The sequence below is a fragment of the Tsukamurella conjunctivitidis genome (assembly GCF_007858475.1).
Lineage (GTDB): Bacteria > Actinomycetota > Actinomycetes > Mycobacteriales > Mycobacteriaceae > Tsukamurella > Tsukamurella conjunctivitidis.
Window position 1 is genome coordinate 51,615 of sequence record NZ_VIGX01000006.1, and the last position, 23,377, is coordinate 74,991.

At 68.9% G+C, this 23,377-nt stretch carries 19 protein-coding genes; 10 read left to right on the forward strand and 9 right to left on the reverse strand.

Annotated elements, in window-relative coordinates:
- Window positions 1-13 precede the first annotated feature (13 nt).
- The 4 genes from FK530_RS12430 to FK530_RS12445 are packed head-to-tail and all read right to left on the reverse strand — an operon-like array spanning window position 14 to window position 5,411.
- The gene (locus FK530_RS12430) at window positions 14-1,609 is read right to left on the reverse strand and encodes an AMP-binding protein (protein ID WP_146487350.1); all 1,596 of its coding nucleotides are present in this window, start codon (window positions 1,607-1,609) and stop codon (window positions 14-16) included.
- Window positions 1,606-2,868, reverse strand: coding sequence for an aspartate aminotransferase family protein (locus FK530_RS12435; protein ID WP_146487351.1), 1,263 nt, complete (start codon window positions 2,866-2,868; stop codon window positions 1,606-1,608). Before FK530_RS12435 ends, FK530_RS12430 begins: the two co-directional genes overlap by 4 nt.
- A 30-nt stretch (window positions 2,869-2,898) precedes the next feature.
- Window positions 2,899-4,017, reverse strand: coding sequence for a Zn-dependent alcohol dehydrogenase (locus tag FK530_RS12440; RefSeq protein ID WP_146487352.1), 1,119 nt, complete (start codon window positions 4,015-4,017; stop codon window positions 2,899-2,901).
- A 41-nt stretch (window positions 4,018-4,058) separates the two neighbouring features.
- The gene (locus tag FK530_RS12445; RefSeq protein WP_146487353.1) at window positions 4,059-5,411 is read right to left on the reverse strand and encodes an NAD-dependent succinate-semialdehyde dehydrogenase; all 1,353 of its coding nucleotides are present in this window, start codon (window positions 5,409-5,411) and stop codon (window positions 4,059-4,061) included.
- A gap of 189 nt (window positions 5,412-5,600) precedes the next feature.
- Between FK530_RS12445 and FK530_RS12450 the strand changes: the two genes are divergently transcribed.
- Window positions 5,601-6,284 (forward strand): TetR/AcrR family transcriptional regulator, encoded by a 684-nt coding sequence (locus tag FK530_RS12450; RefSeq protein ID WP_158645091.1) that lies wholly within the window; start codon window positions 5,601-5,603, stop codon window positions 6,282-6,284.
- A gap of 230 nt (window positions 6,285-6,514) precedes the next feature.
- Window positions 6,515-7,942 carry an APC family permease gene (locus FK530_RS12455; RefSeq protein WP_146487355.1) on the forward strand — a complete coding sequence of 476 codons (1,428 nt, stop codon included), beginning with the start codon at window positions 6,515-6,517 and terminating at the stop codon, window positions 7,940-7,942.
- An 18-nt stretch (window positions 7,943-7,960) separates the two neighbouring features.
- On the opposite strand, the gene FK530_RS12460 is transcribed toward FK530_RS12455, so the two are convergent.
- Window positions 7,961-9,193, reverse strand: coding sequence for a PucR family transcriptional regulator (locus FK530_RS12460; RefSeq protein ID WP_146487356.1), 1,233 nt, complete (start codon window positions 9,191-9,193; stop codon window positions 7,961-7,963).
- Between the two features lie 123 nt (window positions 9,194-9,316).
- The gene (locus FK530_RS12465; RefSeq protein WP_146487357.1) at window positions 9,317-10,177 is read right to left on the reverse strand and encodes a phytanoyl-CoA dioxygenase family protein; all 861 of its coding nucleotides are present in this window, start codon (window positions 10,175-10,177) and stop codon (window positions 9,317-9,319) included.
- Between the two features lie 60 nt (window positions 10,178-10,237).
- On the opposite strand from FK530_RS12465, the gene FK530_RS12470 reads away from it, so the two are divergent.
- The 5 genes from FK530_RS12470 (at window position 10,238) to FK530_RS12490 (ending at window position 15,119) form a co-directional block, all read left to right on the forward strand.
- Window positions 10,238-10,987 (forward strand): TetR/AcrR family transcriptional regulator, encoded by a 750-nt coding sequence (locus tag FK530_RS12470; protein ID WP_231706614.1) that lies wholly within the window; start codon window positions 10,238-10,240, stop codon window positions 10,985-10,987.
- 263 nt (window positions 10,988-11,250) lie between these two features.
- A complete protein-coding gene (locus tag FK530_RS12475; RefSeq protein WP_146487358.1) occupies window positions 11,251-12,084 on the forward strand; it encodes a phytanoyl-CoA dioxygenase family protein in 834 nt (277 codons plus the stop codon).
- Window positions 12,085-12,113: 29 nt separating this feature from the next.
- Complete coding sequence (locus tag FK530_RS12480; protein WP_146487359.1) at window positions 12,114-12,518, forward strand: RidA family protein; 405 nt, start codon at window positions 12,114-12,116, stop codon at window positions 12,516-12,518.
- A gap of 149 nt (window positions 12,519-12,667) precedes the next feature.
- Entirely contained in the window at window positions 12,668-14,176 is a 1,509-nt protein-coding gene (locus FK530_RS12485) for an MFS transporter (RefSeq protein WP_146487360.1), read from the forward strand.
- 82 nt (window positions 14,177-14,258) lie between these two features.
- Window positions 14,259-15,119: a phytanoyl-CoA dioxygenase family protein gene (locus tag FK530_RS12490; protein ID WP_146487361.1), complete on the forward strand. Its 861-nt coding sequence runs from the start codon at window positions 14,259-14,261 to the stop codon at window positions 15,117-15,119.
- Here FK530_RS12490 and FK530_RS12495 read toward each other — a convergent pair.
- Complete coding sequence (locus FK530_RS12495; RefSeq protein WP_223120132.1) at window positions 15,116-16,450, reverse strand: PucR family transcriptional regulator; 1,335 nt, start codon at window positions 16,448-16,450, stop codon at window positions 15,116-15,118. The two genes, FK530_RS12490 and FK530_RS12495, sit on opposite strands and share 4 nt — an antisense overlap.
- A 63-nt stretch (window positions 16,451-16,513) precedes the next feature.
- Complete coding sequence (locus FK530_RS12500) at window positions 16,514-17,920, reverse strand: flavin monoamine oxidase family protein (RefSeq protein WP_146487362.1); 1,407 nt, start codon at window positions 17,918-17,920, stop codon at window positions 16,514-16,516.
- Window positions 17,921-18,458: 538 nt separating this feature from the next.
- On the opposite strand from FK530_RS12500, the gene FK530_RS12505 reads away from it, so the two are divergent.
- Genes FK530_RS12505 through FK530_RS12515 form a run of 3 tightly spaced genes read left to right on the forward strand, consistent with a single transcriptional unit; the run spans window position 18,459 to window position 21,813 of the window.
- Entirely contained in the window at window positions 18,459-19,991 is a 1,533-nt protein-coding gene (locus tag FK530_RS12505) for a flavin-containing monooxygenase (RefSeq protein WP_146487363.1), read from the forward strand.
- Window positions 19,988-21,085 (forward strand): alpha/beta hydrolase, encoded by a 1,098-nt coding sequence (locus FK530_RS12510; protein ID WP_146487364.1) that lies wholly within the window; start codon window positions 19,988-19,990, stop codon window positions 21,083-21,085. The genes FK530_RS12505 and FK530_RS12510 overlap by 4 nt, the downstream gene beginning before the upstream one ends.
- A complete protein-coding gene (locus tag FK530_RS12515; RefSeq protein WP_146487365.1) occupies window positions 21,082-21,813 on the forward strand; it encodes a hypothetical protein in 732 nt (243 codons plus the stop codon). The genes FK530_RS12510 and FK530_RS12515 overlap by 4 nt, the downstream gene beginning before the upstream one ends.
- Here the strand turns inward: FK530_RS12515 and FK530_RS12520 are convergent.
- Window positions 21,788-23,317 carry an AMP-binding protein gene (locus tag FK530_RS12520; protein ID WP_146487366.1) on the reverse strand — a complete coding sequence of 510 codons (1,530 nt, stop codon included), beginning with the start codon at window positions 23,315-23,317 and terminating at the stop codon, window positions 21,788-21,790. The genes FK530_RS12515 and FK530_RS12520 overlap by 26 nt on opposite strands.
- Between the last annotated feature and the right edge of the window lie 60 nt (window positions 23,318-23,377).

Genomic DNA, 23,377 nt, shown 5'->3' on the forward strand with positions numbered 1-23,377 from the left:
GGCACCGAGGGATTCACGCGCCCGGGTCGTGCTCCTGTGCGGCTCGGTCCCGGAGGAGGAACTTCTGCGTCTTGCCGGTCGTGGTCTTGGGCAGGTCGGTGAAGATCACCAGGCGGGGCGCCTTGTACCGCGCGATGTGCTTCTTGACGTGCTCGATCAGCTCGTCCGCGGTGGCTTCGGCGCCGGGGACGAGCTGGACGAAGGCGACCGGGATCTCGCCCCACCGCGCATCGGCCGTTCCGACGACGGCCGACTCGAGGACGGCGGGGTGCTCCGCGAGCACGTGCTCGACCTCGACGCTGGCGATGTTCTCGCCCCCGCTGATGATGATGTCCTTGCTGCGGTCACGCAGCTCGATGTACCCGTCCGCGTGGCGCACCCCGAGGTCGCCGGTGCGGAACCAGCCGTCCGGAACGGCCCGGCGGGTGGCTTCGTCGTCATCGAGGTAGCCGAGCATCACGTTGTTGCCGCGCAGCGCGATCTCGCCGATCGTCGTCCCATCGGCGGGGACGTCCGACCCGTCCGCCGCGACCACCCGCGGCGGCAGGGAGACGACGTTGCCGACCCCCTGTCGTGCGGTGAGCCGGACGCGCGTCTCGTCGTCGAGTCCACGCCACTCCGGCGGGACCTCGCACAGCAGCGCGGGGCCGAAGGTCTCGGTCAGGCCGTACAGGTGGGTGACCTGGAAACCGATGCGGCCCATCCGGCGCAGGACCGCCGGCGCCGGCGGGGCTCCGCCGGTCCCGAGTCTGATGCCGCCCTCGAGCGGCACGGCGGACGGCGAGTGCGCGATCATGTCGAGCACCGCGGGCGCGCCGTTGAGACTGTTCACCTTCTCCTCGTCGATCAGGCGCCAGATCTCCTCCGCGTCCACCTTGCGCAGGCAGACGTGCGTTCCGGCCACCGCGGTGACGGCCCACGTGAAACACCAGCCGTTGCAGTGGAACATCGGCAGGGTCCACAGGTGCACGGTGTCGGGGCTCAAGTCGAAGTGGCTGGACATCGCGAGAGCCTGGAGGTACGCACCGCGGTGGTGGTACTGCACGCCCTTCGGCGATCCCGTGGTCCCCGACGTGTAGTTGATGGCGAGGACGCCCCGTTCGTCGTCGACCTCCGCACGGAACTCCTCGGCCTCCGCCAGCAGGGCCTCGTACTCCGAACCGTCCCCGTCGGCGATGACGACCCGCGGCGGGGCGGCCATCGCGCCGACGACCTCCGCGACCAACGCGGCGAACTGCCGATCGGCGATGAGGAGACCCGATCGGGAGTGCTGCAGGATGTAGGCCAGCTCCCGGGTGCCGAGCCGGGTGTTCAGCGCGACCAGCGGTACCCCGGCCCACGGGACGCCGTAGTGCGCCTCGAGCAGGACGTGGCTGTTGGGGGCCAGGACCGCGACGGGCGATCCGCCGGCCAGGTCGCGCAGTGCGCCGGCCAGCCGCAGGCATCTGCTCCGGAACTCGTCGTAGGTCCAGCGCCGGTCCCCGTCGATCACCGCGATCCGGCTCCCGTGGGCCGCGGCCGCCCGGTCGAGGAAGGCCGTCGGCGTCAGTGCCGACCACGCGTGCAACGGGTCCGGGGCGGTAGGCGCGGCGACTCCGATGCGGGTCATGCGGACACCCGCCGCAGTGCCGCGTCGAAGCGCTCGGCGGTGAGCCGGATGTCCTCGGCGGTGTGCGCCGTGCTGAGGAAGATCTTCCCGGACGGCATGAAGGCGACGCCGGATTCGAGCATCGCGCCGGCGATCTCGGACCAGGTGCCGCCCGTGCCGTGCAGGCTCGTCGCCCGGCCGTGGGGGACGAACTGGAGCAGGGAGCCCACCCGGCGCAGCTCGCCGACGGACCCCGCGGCGTGCAGGACCGCGCCGACCTCCGCCTCGAAGAGCGCGGAGCGGTCCTCGAGGATCGAGTACACGTCCGGCGCGGCACAGAGTTCCATGGACGCTGTGACGGCCGCCAGCGCGACGGGGTTCCCGTTGAAGGTCCCGGCGTGCATGACCCCGTCCGTCACCAGATCGAGGATGTCGGCGCGGCCGACCACGGCGCTCTGCGTGAATCCGCCGGCGATCGCCTTGCCGAAGACCGACAGGTCCGGGGTCACGCCGAAGCGCTCCGCCGCGCCGCCGCGGGCGATCCGGAACCCCGTGATGACCTCGTCGAAGATCAGGACCACACCGTGCGCATCGCACAGGGCCCGTAGGGTTTCGAGGAAGCCCGGCGCCGGGTCGGTGACACCGGCGTTGCTCATGATCGGATCGATGAGCACCGCCGCGATGTCGCGCTCCTCGGCGCGCTCGAGCAGCGCGGTCGCCGCGTCGATGTCGTTGAACCGGCCGACGATCAGATCCGCGTAGGCACTGGGGCTCTGGCCGCGGCTCGCGCCGACCGGGGTCTCCCCGGTGTCGTCGGCGCCGATGCTCGCGTACACGCTGTCGTGCCAGCCGTGGTACGCCTTGGCGAACTTGACCAAACGATTGCGTCCGCTCGCCGCGCGGGCGAACCGCAGTGCCACCTGGACCGCCTCGGTGCCGGTGTTCGCCCACACCAGCCGCTGGGCGCCCGGGACGGATTCCAGCACGGCCTCGGCCGCCTGGTATTCGAGCGGGTGCCCCATGCCCACCACCTGCATGTCGGTCAGCACCCGCTGCACCGACTCCAGCACGTGGGGATGGCTGTGGCCGTGGACCAGCGGCCCCCAGGCCATCACGTAGTCGATGTACTGGTCACCGTCGAGGTCCCAGACGTGGGCGCCGTGCGCCCGGTCCACGAACAGCGGTGTCGGCCGCATCGTGGCGCGCAGCCCGGAGCTGACGCCCCCGGCGAGGCTGTTTCGGGTCCGCTCGAAGGCGGTCCGGGAAGAGGCGATCGCCATGTTTCTCCTTGTGTCTCGGCCCGGGCGGAATCAGCTGTAGCGGATCACGGAGCGGATGCCCTCGCCGCGCTTCATGCCCTCGTAGCCCTCGTTGATCTGCTCGAGCGTGATGACATCGGTGACCAGCGAGTCCAGGTCGACCCGGCCGTTCATGTAGTGGTCCACGAGGACGGGGAAGTCGACCTCGGCGCGGCTGGAACCGTAGTTCGAGCCGATGAGGCGCCGCTCCTGGTCGGACATGACGAACGGGTCGATGGTGATGGTGACGCCGTCGGCGACCTGGCCCGCGACCACGGCCGTGGCGCCGCGGGCCAGGACCGAGTACGCCGCCTCGATGGTCTGCGGCAGGCCGATCGCCTCCACCGCGATGTCGACACCGCGGCCGTCGGTGAGCTCCGCGATCCGTGCCGCGAAGTCCTCGGTCCGGGTGTTGATCGTCTCGTGCGCGCCGAACTTGCGGGCCTGCTCGAGCTTGTCGTCCGAGATGTCCGCGGCGATGATCCGGCGGGCGCCGACCAGCCGGGCGCCCTGCACGGCATTGAGTCCCACACCGCCGCAACCGATCACCAGGACCACGTCGGCGGGTCGGGCGTTCGCGGTGTTGACGACCGCGCCGACGCCGGTGGTAACGGCGCAGCCGACCAGGGCCGACTGCTCGAAGGGCGCGTCCTTGCGGACCGCGATCGCCGCCGACGCGGGCACCATGGTGTACTCGCCGAAGGTGCCCAGCCCTGCGAAGCTGTAGACCTCGTCGCCGTCAGCGCTGCGGACCCGCGTCTTCCCGTCGAACGAGAGGTGGTTGGCCGAGTGCTCGGCCGCCATGTCGCACAGGACCGGCCGGCCGCTCACGCAGTACCGGCACCGTCCGCACGAGGGCGTCCAGGACAGGATGACGTGGTCGCCCACCTGCACGTTCGTCACGCCCTCGCCCACGGCCTCGACGACGCCGGCGCCCTCGTGGCCGAGGATCATCGGCGCGGGCGCGTCCCACTCGCCCACCAGCACGTGCAGGTCGCTGTGGCACAGGCCGCTGGCGGAGAGCTTGACGAGCACGTCGCCGGGCGGCGGGGTCGACGGGAGCGTCACGCGCTCGATCGTCATGGGCTCGTTCGGTGTCCGGAAGACGGCGGCGTTGAATTCGATGGTCATGGTCGTGGTTCCTTGTGTGAGGGGGAGAGGTGGTGCGCCGGCTACGCCGTGGCGTTCCGGATGAGCTTCTTGTTGGCGAACTCGTCGATGCCGTAGCGGCCGAGCTCGCGGCCGAAGCCGGACCGCTTGACGCCGCCGAAGGGCAGTTCGACGGACTCGAGGCTCACGCCGTTGACGAAGACCATCCCCGCCTCGAGCGCGTGCGCGATGCGCTCGGCCTGCGCGGGATCGGTGGTGAAGACGTACGAGCCGAGGCCGAACAATGTGGCGTTGGCGAGCTCGACGGCCTCGTCCTCCGACGCGACCTTGTAGACGGTCGCGACCGGCCCGAAGAGCTCCTCGGCGGCGGCCGGCGAGCCGGGCTCGACACCGGTCAGCACGCCGGGCGGGAAGTAGGCGCCGGTGCGCGGGCCGGCGCTGGTCAGCGTCGCACCTGCGGCGACGGCCCGCTGGACCTGCTGCTCGAGGCGCTCGGCCGCCGCGACGGAGGACAGCGGGGCGAGGCCCTGGGCCTGCGCGAGCGTGCGCTCGGTGAACTTCTCGACGAAGGAGTCGTACAGGTCGTCGGCGACGATCATGCGCTTCGCGCCGTTGCACGCCTGGCCGGTGTTCTCGAAACGCGCCTCGATCGCGGCGTCGACGCAGGCGTCCAGGTCGTCGGTCGAGAGCACGATGAAGGGGTCCGACCCGCCGAGCTCGAGCACCACCTTCTTGAGGTTCCGGCCCGCGACCTCGGCGATCGCTGCGCCGCCGCGCTCCGAGCCGGTGAACGAGACGCCGCGCACCCGGTGGTCGGCGATCGCGCCCGCGATCTGCTCGTGGGTGGCGAAGACGGTGACGTAGCTACCGTCGGGCCAGCCGGCGTCGGCGAAGATCCGCTGCAGTGCGGCGGCGGACTCGGGGCACTGCGGGGCGTGCTTGAGCACGATCGTGTTGCCCAGCACCAGGTTCGGTCCGGCGAACCGCGCGACCTGGTAGTAGGGGTAGTTCCAGGGCATGACGCCGAGCAGGACGCCGATCGCCTCGCGGCGGATCCGGGCGCTGCCCTCGCCGTCCAGGAGGGTGATCGGCTCGTCGGCGAGGAAGGCCTCGGCGTTGTCGGCGTAGTACTCGTAGATCGCGGCGCTGAATTCGACCTCGCCCACCGACTGGTCGAGGGGCTTGCCCATCTCGCGCTGAATGATCCGGGCGAGCTCGTCCTTGCGCTCGACGTGCAGCGCCGCGACCCTGCGGATCAACGCAGCGCGTTCCGCCACGGTGCTGTTCCGCGTCCGGGCGTACGCCCCGGCCGCCGCCGCGAGCGCCGCTTCGATCTCGGCATCGGTCGCGAACGGGAAGGCCGCGAGTTCTTCGCCGGTCGACGGGTCGACGACGGTGTACGAGGGTTCGGTCATGCTGCCAGCTCCTTCATCGGGTCCGCCGCGGGTGCGGCGCGATCGCGTCTGCCGATCTACGAACGAATGTTTGTTAATGTAGCGCGGGTCACACCGGTCGTCAACGGGTTCCTACGGCCGGTGCGCGCCACGCGGAGTTCCGACGCGAGTCGGAAGGGCCCGGGCGAGGGGCGGGGTACTGTGAGCGCCATGCGGCGCGATGGAGGGGTATCCATACCGGACGGGGCCTCGTCGGGGCGGACCGCGGTGTCTTCCGCGGCCCTTGATGACGCCGACAAGGCCAGTCTGGGCAGGGTTTTCGATCAGACGGTGATGCGCGAGCGGATCCTGGCGGCCGCCGTCACCATCGTCGCGACGCAGGGCTTCGCCGCGTGCACCGTGCGCGAGGTGGCGGAGGCGGTGGGGATCAAGGCGCCCGGGCTCTACAGTCACTTCCCCTCCAAGGAGGCGATCCTCTCCGAGGCGGTCTCGCGCGTGCTGGCGGATTTCATGGCGACCGCGGCACTGGTTCCCGAGTCCGGGCCGGAGGAGGAGCTGAAGGCGTCGGTGCGCCAGCACGTCCTCTATCAGATAGAGAACCTCCTGCTCGCGCGGGTCACCGACGTCGTCGTCAACACCGCCTCGGCGGGCCGCGTGGTCTCGCCCGAGGACTACGAGCGCCTCCTGGCCGACCAGCACGCCCATATCGATCTGGTGGCGCGGCGGGTCGCCGCGTACTCCCCGGACCTCCCGCCGGACCAGGTCGGCATCGCGACCCGGGCGATCGTCGCCATGTGCGACGGCGTCGCCGCCTGGTACCGCCCCGACGGGCCTCTCGGCCCCGAGGCCCTGGCCGACCTGCACTGGCGGTTCGTCCGGCGCATGCTGGGCTGATGAACGCGGCGGCCCTCGCGCGCTGACGCCGGCTCCGAACGATCACCCGATCGGTGGTCCGGGTCACATCTTTCCGTTGACACCCCGGGTGTGACCGGGCTAACGTTCTGCCATCGAGCGAACAATCATTCGTTAATAACCTGGTCCGGCGATCCGCTCGATTCCGCCGGCGTCGCGGAGGCGCGATCCCTCCCCGCCCGTGGTGTCGGATTCACCGAGAAGGAACATCCATGAGCGCGACCATCGATGAGAACGCCTCGCCCACCGGCGAATCCGGGCGCCTGCACGGCCGTTTGGGGGTCCCCGCCGTCTCGCTGATGATCATCGCGGGCGCCGCGCCCCTCTGCGTGGTGGGCGGGCCGATGGCTCTCGGCCTGGCCCTGGGGAACGGTCCGGGCCTCCCGATGGCCTACCTCGCGACGCTGGCGGTCCTGCTGCTGTTCGTCATCGGGTTCACGGCGATGACGCCGTTCGTGCGCTCGGCGGGAGCCTTCTACTCCTACGTCCACGCCGGCCTGGGCCGTGCGGCGGGCATCGGCACGGGCTACCTGGCGATGCTGTCGTACACGTGCATCTACATCGGTCTCTACGTGCTCCTGGGTACGGGCGTCGACGCTCTGGTGCAGTCCTACGGCGGGCCGGCGCTGCCGTGGTGGCTCTGGGCCGCAGTCGGATTGGCGCTCATCTCGTTCCTCGGTTACCGCAACGTCGAGGTGTCGGAGAAGGTCCTCGGCATCCTGCTGATCGCCGAGGTCGGCCTGATCCTGGTCCTCAACGCGTGGATCGTCCTCCATGGCGGCGGACCGGACGGACTCTCGCGCGGCGTCGTCTCGTTCAAGGAGGTCTTCAGCGGCGCCCCCGGGGTGGCCCTGATCTTCGCGGTGCTGAGCTTCATCGGCATCGAGGCGGCCGCCGTCTTCCGGGACGAGGCCAAGGACCCGGTGCGCACGGTGCGCCGGGCCACGATCATCTCCGTGACCGTTGTCGGCCTGTTCTACGCGTTGACCTCGTGGGCCGTGATCAGCGGCGTCGGCGACAGTACGATCGTCGCGGCCGCCACCGCCGACCCGGAGGGGCTGCTGACGTCGGTCGCCGTGCAGTACCTCGGCAACGTCGGTGGTGACCTGGTGATGCCGCTGTACGTCACCAGTACCTTCGCGGCAGCTCTGACCTGGCACAACATCCTGTCCCGCTACACCCTCTCGCTGTCCTCACGGGATCTGCTGCCGCGCCGGCTGGCCGTGGTGCACCCCGAGCACGGCTCGCCGCACCGCGGGTCGATCGCGGTCATGGCGCTCGTCATCGCCGTCACCGGACTGGCGATCGTCATCGGGCTCGACCCGATGACCCAGCTGTACACCTGGACCTCCGGCCTCGGTTCGGTCGGTTACGTCATCCTATTGGTGCTGACCTGCTCGGCGGTGCTGGTGTTCTTCCGTCGTGATTCCCGCGGGACACCGGTTCTGCGCAGGCTGGTCGCCCCGCTGCTCGGGCTCGCCGGGCTGGTCGCCGTCCTCGTGGTGATGCTGCTCAACCTCGACCTGCTGGCCGGTGACGACACGGCCGTCTCCGCCGGCATCATCGTGCTCCTCATCGCGGCGCTCGCGCTCGGACCGATCGTCGCGAAGCTGCGCCCCGCGGCGGGGAGGCAGGAGTAGCGCGTCCGGCGCGGCCGGTCAGCGTCCCTCGCGCACGCGGAGCAGCCGGAGGGCGGTGGTCACCTCGATCAGGCTGCCCACCAGCGGAGCCGGGAGCAGCTCGTCGATCCGGGCGAGGCGCCGGTCGATGGTGTTGCGGTGCGTGTACAGACGCTCGGCGGTGCTGGTGCGGTTGAGCCCCTCGTCGACATAGGTCAGCACGGTCCGGTGCAGGTCCGGGCTGGCGCCCTTGAGATCGCCGAGAACGTCCGCCGCGAACCGGTCCGCCGCGGCGACGTCCGCGGAGAACAGGTCGACGAGGTGGACGTCCTCGTACCGGACGCAGGGCAGCGGAGAGTCGAGCCGGGCGAGGAGCCGCTGGGCCGCAACGGCATCCATGTGCGTCGCGCGGAAGCCCGCGACGCCGTCGGCGGGCCTGCCGAGCGAGACGCGCACGCCCCGTCGGCGCCCCAGCCGTTCGACGAGGGCGTCCACCGTGGGGGCGGTCTTCGTGGGGATCCACAGCCAGAGCGCGGTGGTCCCGGCCACGACAGTGAGCCGGGTGTGGGCCTCGCAGGCCCGCATCACCTGTTCGCTCGCGCGCTCCAGCGCGCCCACGTCCTTCTCCGAGTCCACCCACACCACCGCGCCGATGTGGGTTCCGGTGAGCGCGTACCCGAGTTGGGTCTCGGCGCGGGAGGTCGGGATGTCGGCGCCCTGCAGCAGGAGTTCGACGGTGGCGTAGCGCTGCAACTGCGATCCGCCGGCGAGTTCCTCGCGGACCTGCTGCACGTGGTCGGCCAGCTCCGCGATCGAATCGTCGACGTACGCGGTGAGTGAGTTCCCGGAGATCTCGATGAGCTCCTGCAGCTGCTCCGGATCGCTGGTGGCGGCGAAGCAGCCCGTGAGCCACCACTTCCACGCGACGCGCTGCGCCGCCCGCCAGCTCTGCGCGTCGTCCGTCGTCAGCCCGCGGAGCACGACATCGCGCGCGTAGGTGCGGATCTCGTCACCGGCACCGGGGACGACCCGCGCCCCGGGGTCGGCGATGTTGGACGTCAGCCACACGCGTAGCCGCGTGGTCACGACGCGGGCGTCGGCCTCCGCGAGCGCCGGATCCTCGGCGATCTCCCGGTACCGCGGGTCCACCAGGGAGGCGGTCGTCAGGTCGTCGATGACCTCGTCCGTTCGGGTGAGCATCGATTCCGCCAGCGCCCGGATCAGTTCTCGCACCGGCTCGGACGCCACCGGCCACAGGTCTTGCGCCGTCATGACCCGAGTGTGGCGCGTGGGGCGCCGGTCGCGGGGAAGAAACGCCGAGATGCCCCCGGCGCACTGGGGCGTCGGGGGCGTCGGGGCACCGAGCGCGCGCTCGGCATCGTCGGGGGTACGGGCCTACAGGCCGAGGTAATCACCGAGCTCGCTGTAGTCGACCTGCCAGAGGCCGGGCGAGCCCAGCGGGTACTGGGAGCGGAACCCGAGGATGCGCTGCACGCGCTCGGGCAGGGTCTTGACGACCTCGCGATCCACGAGGAAGGGGTAGGCCTCTTCGCCGACCAGGAAGCCGGGGTTGAAGGCGAAGGAGACCGCGCGGCGGTACTCGTCGGTCGTGACATTGGCGCCGCCGCCGTGGGCGGTCTTGCCGCTGAAGAAGAGGGCGTCGCCGGCCTGCATGATGGCGGGGATGGTCTGCTCGGGGGTGCCGCGGTCCTGGAAGTCGGGCCACTGGTGGCTGCCGGGGATCACGCGGGTGGCGCCGTTCTCCTCGGTGAAGTCGGTGAGGGCGATGAGGAAGTTGAGGGTGATCTCCGGGCCGGCGGGGCCCATGCCGACGAAGGGGTACCAGTTCTCGAGGTCGCGGTGCAGCATCTGGGGGCGGTTGCCGGGGCCGATCTCGATGACCTGGGCGGTGGTCATCCAGTACGTGCCCGACTCCTCGAGGAAGGTGGCGTCGCAGAGGGCGTGGACGAGGTCGTGGTCGATGATCTCGGACCGGAAGACGGGGCTGTGGGTCACCAGGTTGGTCAGGCGCTTGGTGTTGGCGCCGTGGAACTCCTGGACGATCTCGAGCTCATGCGTGCTGCCGGCGGCGAGAGCCTGCAGCGGGGCCTCGATCTCGGCGTTGAAGCGCGTGATCTGGTCGGGGGTGAGCAGGCCCGTGATGATCACGCCGCCGTCGCGGGCGACGATCTCCCGGATCTCGGCGACGGGCGTGGTGCTCGGGACGCGCTGGAGGGTGGCGTCGACTGTGGTCATGGTGGTTCCTTCTCTCGTACCGGTGTGGCGTAGCTCTCATGATTCCGACGAGGGGCGGGCGTGACCATCATCACGTCGCAACCACTTGTCGCCGCGAGCGGTGCGATTCGCACCGCCACCGCAGGTCGGTGTGGGGCCGGTGATCGGGCCCGCGCTCGGTTGTATCGTCGGGATGTGGAACGAACGGCACCGAGCGGTGGGACGACGGCTCCCCGGCGTGGCCGCCCGCCGGGGGATCGCGCCGAGCGGCGCGCCGAACTGCTGCGTGCCGCGACGTCGATCATCGCGCGCGACGGTTACGGTGCCTGCTCGTTGCGTAACGTCGCCGAGGCCGCCGGGTGCACCACCGGTGCGGTCACCTACTACTTCAAGAACAAGACCGATCTGATGGTGGCCATCGCCGAGCGCCGATTCGACTCGTACGAGACCCTGCTCGATCCGGGAACGGAGCGGGCCGGTGTGCGTGCGATGCTCGAGCGCTGGCTGGAACTTACGGTGACGAACCGCGAGCAGTGGCCCGTCATGAGCCAACTGGTGATGTCCGCGCGACAGGAGCCGGCGATCGCGGCGATCGTGCAGGAACGCTACGGGCAGTTCCGTGCGGACCTCGCGGAGATGATCCGCGAAGGGCAGGGACACGGCACGATCCGCGCGGACATCCCCGCCGAGGTCCTGGCGGAGAACGTGACGGCGATGGGCGACGGCTGGGCGATGCTCGCCCCGGTCGAGCCGGGCCGGTTCACGCCGGCGAAGGTCGAGCAACTGCTCGATGCCGTCGACACCTTGTTGCGTCCGCCCAACGCCGAGTAGGTCTTCGCGCGGGAGGCGATCATCACTCGTCCTGAGTGGGTTCGCATCCGATCCTTCCGGTGTGCTGAGCGCGCCCTCCTTCGCGTGCGTTCCGTCCCTTGTGGTCATCCGTCTTCGGTACGGGGCGCCGGACGCGGTGCCCGACATTGCATTTGCGCACTTCAACACGCTTCCACAATTTTCATAACAACTGTTGCGTAAACGGTGTCGGGCCGCTAGCGTGTCCTGCATCACATCGACGCGCACGAAGGAAGAGGACCTCGATGATCGACCAGGAAGCCATCCGTCAGTTCCGTGAAGACGGCATCACGGTGATCCGCAACTACCTCGACGAGAGCCAACTCGCGGCATGCCGTGAGGCCCTCGACTGGAACATGGCCAACCCCGGCCCGAACATCTTCCGCGCCCTGGACGGGACGTCGCTGGCGACGCACATCGACAACGCGAACCCGAACGCCAAGCCCAAGCTCGACGCGCTGGTGCAGGAGATCCCGTTCGCGGAGACCTTCCAACAGCTGTGGGGCTCCGAGCACGTGTGGTACTTCGCGGAGGAGATCTTCGTGAAGGAGGGAGGTAAGAGCGGGCGGGGTCCGTTCCATCAGGACACGGCGAACCTGCCGTGGGCGGGCGCACATTGGGGCAACGCCTGGATCTCCTTCGAGCACCTTCCGGCGGCCAACTCTCTGCAGGTGGTGCGCGGCAGCTGGGACGGCATCGAATACGACGGCTCGACCTTCCGGAACCCCGACGACCCGACGGAGCCGCTGCACGACGACGGGATCCTGCCGCGGCTGCCCCACATCGACAAGGATCTGGAAGAGGATCCGAACGCCTGGGACCTGGTCTCGTACGAGATCAACCCCGGCGACGTGGTCTTCCTGCATCCGCGGTCGCTGCACGGCGGTGCGCACGTGGATGCGCGGACGCCCGACCGGCACACGCTGGTGCTGCGCTTCTTCGGGGACGACTCGACCTTCCGTGAGCTACCCCTCACCAACCCGGCCTACGCGCGCAACGGATTCCTCTTCCGCGACGAGATGGCGAAGTTGAACCAGGGCGATCCCTTCCGGTCGCCGATCTTCCAGCAGATCGCCTGACGACCCCGTACGGAGAGAGGACCACCACGATGACGAGTCGTCGGATCTACAACCCCGGCGCCCGCGCGCAGCGTTACTACGACGCGATGCACTTCGCCACCGCCACCCGTGTCGGTGACCTGGTCTGGGTCTCGGGCCAGGTCGGGATCGACCCGGAGACGAGCCTGCCGGCCGAGGGGATCGAGGCGCAGGCGCGCTTCGCCTTCGAGGGGGTCAAGGCCGCACTCGAGGCCGCCGGGGCATCCATGAGCGACATCGTCGAGCTCATGACCTTCCACACCGAACTCGCCCGCGACTCCGCCGGATTCTCCGCCGTCAAGGACGAATTCATCCGCGAGCCCTACCCCTGCTGGAGCGCCGTCGGCGTCACCGAGCTCGCGCGTCCCGAGCTCCTCGTCGAGATCCGGGCCGTCGCGCACGCCACCGCGCGCTGAGCCGATCTACCGCACCGCCGCCACCACCTTCGGCGCCTCCGCAGCGCCGCCTCCGCCGCTTCTGCCCCCGCGGCGGCCGGCATTCACTCTTCACGGCCCCCGTCGTCGACGCCGGCCGCACCCACCACTCTCCGAAGTGAGTCTTCGTCATGCCCGATTCCCTTGCGCAGACACAGCCCGACACCGGGCGGGGTCGCGAGATCCTGGCCCGCATGGACCGCCTGCCCGTCGTCCGGTCGCACATCGTGTGGATCGTGCTCATCGCGGTCAACATGATGATCGAGTACTACGACAACGGCCTGAACATCCCGCTCGCCACCGAGCTCCCGCGTGATCCGCAGACAGGAGTCGCGCCGGAGGCCGTGGGCAACGTGCTCTCGATCTTCTACGCGGGCATGATCGTCGGCGCCATCATCGGGGGCCGCCTGGCGGATCGATTCGGCAGGCGGCCGGTCCTCATCTGGGGAACCGTGCTGTATTCGTGTGCGTCGTTGATGACCGCGGCCCTGCCGTACTACGAGAGCCTCCTCGTCTCGCGGTTCATCACCGGCATCGGCGTGCAGGCGGTGACCTCGGTGCTCGTGACCTACATGGCCGAGCTGTTCCCCGCCGCTCGCCGGGGACGGTTCGTCGCGGTCTCGACGATCTCGTTCACGGCCACCGCTCCGTTCCTCGCGGGCCTGGCCGCGTTCATCCTCCCCAACAACCCGCCCGGCGCCTGGCGGATCCTCGCGCTCGTCGGCGCCGCCGGCCTCTTCGTCGTCCCGGCGGTCCGCCTGCTCATGCCCGAGTCGCCCCGCTGGCTGATCGCCAACGGCCGCATCGACGAGGCCGAGCGCGTCGTCGATCGCCTGGAGGCGGAGGCGCTCGCGAGCGGTAAGACCCTCGCGCCGGTCGTGGTGACGGACGAGGCCCGCGAGGCGAAGATGACCTTCCGTGGCCTCATGTCGGACAGGGGTCTGCTGAAGATCATCGCGGTAGTCGGATTCGGTTGGTTCGGCGCGACTCTGGGGCTGTACATGCACCAGAACTTCGTGGTCGACATCCTCTACGCGATGCACCTCGCCGAGGGACGCGACGAGGCCGCCGCCCTGAACAGCTCGTACATCTCGTACCTGGTCTGGTCCTGCCTCTACGTGGTGACGCCGATCCTCACCTTCCTCCTGATCGGCCGGTTCGAACGGAAGACGGTGATCCTGCTGGGGTCGCTGGCCGGTGCGGCTGCGATCCTCGGCATGGCCTTCGGCGGGATCTCCGTCTACAACGTCGGCGCGACGCTCGCCTTCATCCTCACCGGCGTGGTGTTCTCCACGTACTACGCGTACATCCCCGAGGTCGTCCCCACTCAAGCCCGCGGGTTCGGGTCCGGGATCATCTTCGGGATCGGCCGCCTGGGTGCGATGGTCACGGGAATCCTCTACACGGCACTGTATTACCCGTCGCCGAAGGGCGTCTTCGGCTGGGACCGGGAGGGCGTCTACATCGTCGCCGCGGGGGCTTACGTCGTCTCCGCGCTCGTCGTCGTCGCCTTCGGCCCCAAGACCGCCAACCGCTCGCTGGAGGAGGTCGCGCACGACCAGGTGCTCAGTGCGGGCGCGCCCTCCCAGACCACGCCGACCGACCCCTCCAGCTCGAAGACCGTCCTCGACCGAGCGTGACCCCCACGACGGACGGGACCGCTCCCGCCGAGCGACCCGCGACGTGCATCCCTGAATCCGGCGGAGAAGGAACAGCCACACCATGACATCAGTCGACTCGACTCTCACCCGGATCAGCAGCGCCACGGACATCGCCGAGATCCTCGCCATCGTCGCACGGGACGGCGGCGTCATCATCGAAGGCTTCCTCGAGCCGGACCAGGTCGCGCGTTTCAACGCCGAGATCGAGGCACCGCTGCAGGCTCTCGCCGCCGGCAGCACGCACGAGCTCGCGGAGGTGCAGGAGTTCCACGGCGCCAACACCAAGCGCCTGACCAACCTGGTGACCCACAGCCCAGTGTTCCGGGAGGAGGTCATCGATCACGATCTGGTGCACGCCCTCTGCGACGCTACGTTCCTCGAGGAGTCCGGCACCTACTGGATGACCACCGCCCAGGTCATCGAGATCGGCCCCGGCAATGCTCCCCAGCGGCTGCATCGCGACCTCGGCAATTGGTATCCGTTCGTGGCCATGGGGCCGGCCGGGCCGGAAGTCACCCTCAACTTCCTCATCGCGCTCACCGACTTCACCGAGGAGAACGGCGCCACCCGGGTCATCCCCGGCAGCAATCGGTGGCCCGACTTCACCGACTACGGCTCCCCGGAGCAGACGATCCCCGCGATCATGAACGCCGGCGATGCCCTGTTCATCAGCGGCAGGACCGTGCACAGCGGTGGCGCGAACGTGACTGAGAGCGAGTACCGTCGCGCGGTGTCCTTCGCCTTCAACCCCGGCTTCCTGACAGGGGAGGAGGCCTACCCCTTCCTCGTCGACCGCGAGATGGTCAAGACCCTTCCGGAGCGCGTGCAGCGCATCCTCGGCTTCCGCTCGCAGTACCCGACTGGCTCGCCGGGCCTCTGGCAGGTCGACTACCGCGAACTCGCGGATCACCTCGACCTCTAGACGGCCGGCGGGCTCGCGTCCCGAGTGATGTCGGGTGCGATGTCGAGCACCATCAGGGCCGCTGCGACGTGAGTAGGATTGTCTTCGACCCTGGTGCTCGATACCTCGTTGGCGCGGGAGACCCGCCGTTCCACGGTGTTGCGGTGCGCGTAGAGGTTGGCCGCGGCCCGTGTGGCGCTGAAGCCGCACTGCACATAGGTCAGGAGCGACTGTCGGAGTGCAGGATCCGCGTCGGCGAGAGGCCCGAGCGTCGTGATGACGAAGCGCCGGGCACTCTCGCGATCCTTGGTGAGGGAGTCGACGAGTTCGACATCGGCGTACCGCGTGAAGCGGTGGGGCGATCCCAGGCGGACGATCAACGACTGCGCCGCGAGGGCGTCCTGGTGGCTCGTCCGGAATCCCGCGAGCCCGTCTCCTGGCCTTCCGATCGCCGCGCGGACGTGTTCCGTCTTCAGCAGGATCTTCTCGAGGTGGTGCTGGTCCGGGGTGTTCTCTCCGGAGAGCCAGATCCAGCGGGAGGTCGCGCTCGCCCGTACGGTGAGCGCATTGTTGGGGGTCGCAGCGGTCCGCAACGCGGCGACTACCTCGTCCATCGCTTCGGCGTGTTCGAGATCATCGACCCACACGGCGAGGCCGACGTGCTGCCGCTCGAGGCGGTACCGCAGCCGACTCTCCGCGAGGTCCGCGCTGATCGGCGCCCCGGTCGCGAGCAATTGGACCAGTGCGATCGCGTCGGCGTCAGCGTTTCCCATCGCTGCGGCGAGGCTCGCCTCGCGCAGTGCCGTCACCGAGTCCAACGCGTACTGGATCATCGACTTCGCCGAAACGTCGAGGACCTCCACCAGGAGCTCCGGGGTGCCCGCGAACTCCATGCACTCCTGAAGCCACCGACGCCAGCCGATGGTCAGGGCGCTCCGCCAACCATCGGTGAAATCGGGTGCGATCCCACGGGCTACGAGGTCGTGGATGAACGCTCTGGTTCGTGGGCCGATGTACACATCCACGCGTCGCCCTGGTCGCTGGATGTTCGAAGTGACCCACTGGGCTAGATCGGAACGGTTGAGTTCTCGATCCTCCTCGACCAGCGACGCATCGGGTAGCAGCGTGGAGGCGTACTGCGCCGGGAGAGAGGCGCGGGTGATCGCGTCGGCGAATGCGTCGGCGTCCGCCAGTAGCCGCTGGCACACGGACCTGATGGCGTCAGCGACGTCCGGCGGCGGGGCGGGCCACAATTCCTCCACTGCTTCATTCTCCACTGCCAGCGGCAGGAAGGGGCGGCTGAGGCCCGCGGCGTCGTCGATGGCGATATCTGGACCGTGTGAGCGAGTCATCGAGGGCAGCGACGCGCCCTTCTTCCTGTGGACAATCCGCCCTGCCCCCGATGCTCTGTGGGACTACGCGGAGCCTTCGGGGGCCACGCGGAGCAGGTCGGCGATCCGATCAGCCGTGTGCAGTCCCGTCAGAACCGCGCCGTTCATGGTTCCGACCCATTCGCCCGCGGTTTCGGTGCCGGCCCAGTGGATACGTCCGTGCGGCTCGGTGAGAGCTTCACCGTAGTTCACCGTTGCGTACGGCGGAGCGGCCGGATGCGGGCCGCCCGGGGCGAATGCTTCGGTGCCCCAGCAGTGGTCGATGTAGTCGATCGGGCTGTTCGCCTGCTCGCCGTACAGGTCGACCAGCTGGTCGATAACCAGTCTGCGGCGAACGTCGGGGCCGAAGCCGTCGTACACCCGAGCGGTGCAGAAGACCATCAGGATCCCCGGCCCGTCATCGCTGGGTGACACGTCGAACGTGACGAATGCCGGCACGGTATCGGCCAGCAGGGCCTCACCCGACAGCCCTTCAGCCCGCCAGAAGGGCTTGTCGTACGCGACGAACGCCTTGCTCAACGCGCCCATTCGGAAACTGGTCGTCAGCCCCTCGGTCTTGGCCGGCAGGGCCGGCTGGTACTCGATGTATGAGCGGTGCTCGGGAGCCGCGGTGACGATGGCGTACTTGGCATTGATCGTGGCCGAGTCCGTGTGGACCGCGATACCGTTCTCATCTTGAGAGATCCGGCGAACGGGGGTATCGAGGACGACGCTCTCACCGAGTCGCGCTGCGAGCCGCTTAGCGATCTCTTGCGTCGTCTCGGTGACGCGATACTCGTTCGACCCGCCCTTGACGGCCAACATGTGGTCGAGCCCGCCGACGGCCTGGATGTAGCGCAACACGTGCAGCAGCGACACGTCGAGCGGGCCACATCCCCACTGCACCCTGGTGATGATGTACATCAGCGCACGTGTGCTGGGGGTGGCCTGGTGCTGGTCGAGCCACTCCCCGAACGAGGTTGCGTCGAGCGTTGCGGCATCGGGAGAATTCCATGCCGCATCGACGTCGATGGTCTCCAGCGCCCTGTTCAGCTCGATTTGGATGCGGCCCAGATCTTGGACGTCCACGGGTCCGACGAGGGGCATGGTGCCCGCGTACGCCTGGCGTTGTCCGGCCATCCATAGCACGTTGGAGCCTTCATCGAACTGCGGATTCAGTGAGCAGCCCATTCGCGTGGCGAGATCGCGAATCGCGGTGTGTCGCTCGGAAACCCACGTTGCCCCGAGGTCGACCTCCGTGCCGGCGATTTCCCCGGTGAAGGACCGGCCGCCGACTCTGTCTCGTGCGTCCACAACCAGGACTGATACGCCCAGACCCGCGAGGCGTTCAGCCGCGCTCAATCCGGCGAAGCCGGCGCCGACGATCACGACATCGACTGAGGTGTCCCGCAGATCGCGTTGAGCCGGCTGCGCTGTGGTGTTCTCTTTCATGGTTGTTCTCCTCTTCTCGTCGGATTCACGGTCATCAGCAGCGCTCGCCGTTGGCGACCTCAGCGTGCACCGGCTTCTGTCGCCACAGCTGCACTTGTGCACCACCGTTCGGAGCACTCGTCGATGTGTTGTTCGGAGTTCGCGGGCGAAGTGAGTTGCTGCGCCGACCCCGGAGATCTCTGCTCCGATGACGGCGACGTCGAGCTCTTGGATCGCAGGCAGTGCGTCCACGGAGGGCTGGTTCTTCTGTGGTTCTGCGCTGGACGTCATCCACTGTGCCGGGCCGGTTCCGCGGGTGCCACGACGTTACGCACCACGTTCTCCGAGAACTGGTGCGAATTGCTGTCGTGACTGCTGTCACTGCCGGGCGACAGTGCGGTCCGACCCGCTGAGTAGATCACCGGCAACGCATCCGCAGGGGTGCGAATTCCACCATGGAGGCCATCAAGACGCTGAGATTCGATGTGGTGCGCGACACACCTCCACCGGCAATCTGAGTCGCATCATGAAGCGCTCGGCGCAGGAAGGTAGCGACACCATGAGCAACACAGCACAGGCCCCGGAGTACTTCGACGTGGTCGTCATCGGTGGAGGGATCTCGGGGATCGGCGCCGCGGCGTACATCACCCAGGAGTTCCCGAACAAGTCGATCGCCATGCTGGAGGGCCGCGACTCGATCGGCGGCACGTGGGACCTGTTCAAGTATCCCGGCATCCGCTCCGACTCCGACCTGCACACCTTCGCGTACGAGTTCAAGAGCTGGAAGGACGAGAACGCGATCGCCGACGCCCCGCTGATCCTGAACTACCTCAAGGAGACCGCGGACGAGTACGGCCTCTCCGACCGCATCCGGTACCGCCACAAGGTGGTCTCCGCGGCGTGGTCGAGCGACGACGCGCAGTGGCTCCTGAACGTCGACGTGACCGAGGCCGACGGCAGCGTCCGGCGCGAGGTCATCAAGGCCGGCTGGGTGTTCGGGGCCACCGGCTACTACAACTACGAGGAGGGCTTCACCCCGGAGTTCGCGGGCCGCGGGGACTTCCAGGGCGACATCATCCACCCCCAGCACTGGCCCGAGGGGTACGACTACTCCGGCAAGAAGGTCGTGGTGATCGGCAGCGGTGCCACCGCGATCACCCTGATCCCGTCGATGCTCAAGGGCGAGGGCGCCGCGAAGCACGTGACCATGCTGCAGCGCACCCCGACCTACATCCTGACCCTGCCCCGCGTGGACAAGCTGAACCTCACGCTCACCCGCCTGCTCGGCGAGCGCGGCGGCTACCTCGCCACTCGGTGGAAGAACATCTTCATGGACGCCGCCGTGGTCGCGTTCCTCACTAAGCTGCCCAAGACCGCCCGCAAGTACATCCGCAGCGTCAACGTCAAGGAGCTGCCCGCCGGCTTCGACGTGGACAAGCACTTCAACCCGCCCTACAACCCGTGGGAGCAGCGCCTGTGCCTCGCCCCCGACGGCGACTTCTTCAAGTCCATCCGCGACGGCGGCGCCTCCGTGGTGACGGACAAGATCGTCCGATTCACGAAGACGGGCATCGAGCTCGAGTCCGGCGAGCACCTGGACGCCGATGTCATCGTCACGGCGACCGGCCTGAACCTGCGGCTCTTCGGGGGCATCGACCTGACCGTGGACGGGCGCCCCGTCGACCTGCCCAAGTCCGTGGTCTACCGCGGCATGATGCTCTCCGGCGTGCCGAACTGGATGAACGCGATCGGCTACACCAAGTCGTCGTGGACGCTGAAGATCGCCCTGCTCGGCAAGAGCGTCATCGAGATCCTGCGCCACATGGACACCCACGGCTACGACACCGCCGTCCCGCACGCCCCCGCCGGCGTGGGCACCCGCTCCATGCTCGACCTCAACTCGGGCTACATGCAGCGCTCCAAGGACGACCTGCCGCGCCAGGGCGACGCCATGCCCTGGAAGATGGAGAACGTCTTCATGGACGACCGGAAGATGTACCGCGGCTCGGTGATCGACGAGAACCTGAAGTTCAGCTCCCGCCTCGAGCGTGAGCTCGGCGGCCGTGCCGTCGTGGAGGAGGCGCGCTCGTGACCGCCACCACGCAGGCGAGCGGATCCGCTCAGGCTCCCGCTCCCACCCAGGCGCCCGCCGCGCTGAGTCTCCCGGAGCGGCTGCAGCGCGACGCGTTCACGGCCCTCCTCGCAGGCCTGCCAGGTCGCCTGATGCGCCGGATCGCGCCGCGGGTCGTCAACGCCGACGGCGATGTGATGGCGCCCGAGATCGCCCTCCTGCTCAAGCTGACCGCCGACGCACCGGACTTCAGCGACGGCACGCCCGAGGAGGCACGGGTGATCGTCGCGAACGACTCGCGGGTGTTCGCCGACGAGGCGCCAGCAGGCGTGCGCGTCGAGCCGGAGATCGTCATGCCGGGCGGCGTGCGCGCCACCCTGTACCGGCCCGCGACACCGTCGAAGGCCCTGGTCCTGTTCCTGCACGGCGGCGGTTTCGTCCTCAGTAGCCGCCAGGACTACGACGTGCCCGTCCGTCTCATCGCGGACGGCGCGGGGGTCAACGTGCTCTCGGTCGAGTACGGCCTCGCGCCGGAGTCGCCGTTCCCCGGCCCCGTCGATGATGCCGTGACCGCCTGGCACTTCGCCGTGGAGCACGCCGCCCAGTGGGGGATCGATCCCACCAGGATCGTGCTGCTCGGCGACAGCGCCGGCGGCAACCTCTGCGCGGTGCTGGCGAACGACCTGGCGGGCGAAGAGATCCGGCCCTACCTGCAGGTGCTCATGTACCCGGTGGTGGATGCGGTCGGCGAGTACTCGTCGCGGACCGAGTTCGCCGGGAACTCCGCGCTGTCGGCCAAGCAGATCGCCTGGCTGACGGACCAGTACATTCCGGACCGCGTGGACGGCCTCAACCCGCGGGTCTCGCCGATGCTCGCCGAGGACCTGTCGGCGGCGCCGCCGACCCTGATCACCGTGGCCGGCTTCGATCCGCTCCGCGACGAGGCGCTCGCGTACGCCGAGCGGCTCGCCGAATCCGGTGTCCCGGTGCGCGTCTTCCGCGAGAGCGGACTCGTGCACGGCTACGTCTCGATGACCCGCATCAGCCCCGCGGCACGCGCCGCCGTCGACCGCGTCACCGGCGCGATCCGTGACGCACTCAAGGAGTCGCGATGAGCACCACCCGCATGATCCTGATCCTCCTCGCGGACCTCGCGATGGTCGGGGCCGGCTTCTACTACGGCTGCAAGCTCCTCCGCGGCTTCCGCAACTTCCTGCTCGGCCTCGAATGGGTCGTGATGGCGGTCTCCGGGGTGAACGTGCTCCTCCTCGCCGGCCTCTTCGCGACGCCGGACGGTGCCCCGGACCACTCGAGCTTCAGCTACCACCTCATGGTGTTCTTCGACGCCTTCTCGAGGTCCTTCGGTATGACGGTGATCCTGGTGATCGGCATGATGGCCGTGACGCACCGCTACCGGCCGACCTGGGTCGTCGAGGCTGTGGCGATCCTCGCCGGCGTCGCGGTGGGCCTCAACCGCGCCCTCGACGTACGCGACGTGGAGCCGAGTTGGGCGATCTTCTACCTGATCATGAATCTCGGTGCGGCGCTGTTCATGTTCGTCTTCATGGTGCCCAAGCTGTGGCGCGCCGGCGACCGCGGCAACGCCATCTGGGTGGCGGTCGGCACGGCGCTCGGGGCGTTCGTCGCGATCATCTACGACTACGTCACCCTCCCGGGCGAGGATTCCGAGCACTCGATCTTCTACATCGTCTCGCTCTCGATCTGGGCCCTGATGATCGTGACCTTCTCGCGCGGTTACCTGGCGCTGGAACGGATCAATGCGGAGCAGGACGCGCGGACCGTGACCCCTGACGGCGTCAGTCCACGGGGATCAGTCGCTTGACCAGCTTGCCGGTGGGGGTCCGCGGCAGGCTGTCCACGAAGCGCACCGCGCGGGGCAGCTTGTAGCGGGCCAACGCCTTTCCGGCGTAGGCGATCAGCTCCTGCGCCAGCTCGTCCGATGGGGTCGTGCCCGGGGCGAGCTGGACGCAGGCCAGCGCGGTCTCACCGAGGTCGTCGTGCGGCACTCCGATCACGGCCACGTCGGTCACGGCGGGATGCATGATGAGCGCGTTCTCGGACTCCTGCGGGTAGATGTTCACCCCGCCGCTGATGATCATGAAGTCCTTGCGGTCGGTGAGGTAGAGGTAGCCGTCCTCGTCGAGGTAGCCGACATCACCTGTGGTGGCCCAGTTCTCGTGGTCCGGGTGCTGCGCGGAGCGCGTCTTCTCGGGGGCGTTGTGGTACGCGAAGGGCATCGCGTCCCGCTCGAAGTAGATCGTGCCCACCTCGCCGACGGGGAGGACGGCACCGTCGTCGCCGCAGATCCGGGCGATGCCCAGCCCGGCCCGACCCACCGAGCCCGGGCGCTCCAGGGCCTCCTGCGGCCCGATGAAGGTCGCGCCCGCGGCCTCGGTGGAGGCGTAGTACTCGTGGATCACCGGCCCCCACCAGGCGAGCATCGACTGCTTGACCTCCGCCGGGCACGGCGCGGCGGCGTGGATCGCAACCTTGAGGCTGCTGGTGTCGTAGCGGGACCGCGTCTGCGCCGGGAGTTTGAGCATCCGCACGAACATGGTGGGCACCCACTGGCTGTGCGTCACGCGGTACTTCGCGATGAGCGCGAGCGCCTCCTCCGGGTCGAAGCGGTGCATCATGATGACGGTGCCGCCCACGGACATGGTGACGCCGCAGAAGCGCAGTGGCGCAGCGTGATAGAGCGGCGCGGGGGAGAGGTAGACGGTGTCGGCGTCCATGCCGTACATCGGCGCGAAGATCGCGGTGTAGGCGTCCGGCACCTCGTCGACCGCGCCCTCCGGCAGCGGGATCCGGATGCCCTTCGGGCGGCCTGTCGTACCCGAGGAATAGAGCATGTCCGTGCCGCGGGGCTGCTCCGACAGTGGGGCGGCGTCGGCCTGCGCGAGTACGGTCTCGAAGTCGGCGAAGCCGGGAATCGATCCGCCCCAGGCGATCGCGTGTCCGGGATCCGCGAGCGCGGGGACCTGTAGCGCCGCGGAGACGGCGTCGGCCACGTCGGCTCCGGCGAACAGTGCGCGGGCCTCGCAGTCCTCCAGGATGTAGTTCACCTCGCCGGGCGTGAGGTGGAAGTTGACCACCGTCACGTACAGACCGCTCCGGATGGCTGCCGCGTAGGCGGAGAAGATGCGCAGATCGTTGCCGGCGACGATCGCAACGGTGTCGCCGCGGCGCAGCCCCAGCGCCCACAGATGATGCGCGAGTCGCGTGGACTCGTCGTTCAGGCGGGCGTGGCTCAGGATGTCGCCGGTCGCGGCGTCGATCGCTGCGGGCTTGCCGGGGGTGAGCTCTGCGAAGGCTCCTGGATACATGGGAGAACCGCCTTTAACTTCGAGGTGACCTCACGGTAGCGCCGGGGTCGAGCGCCCGAA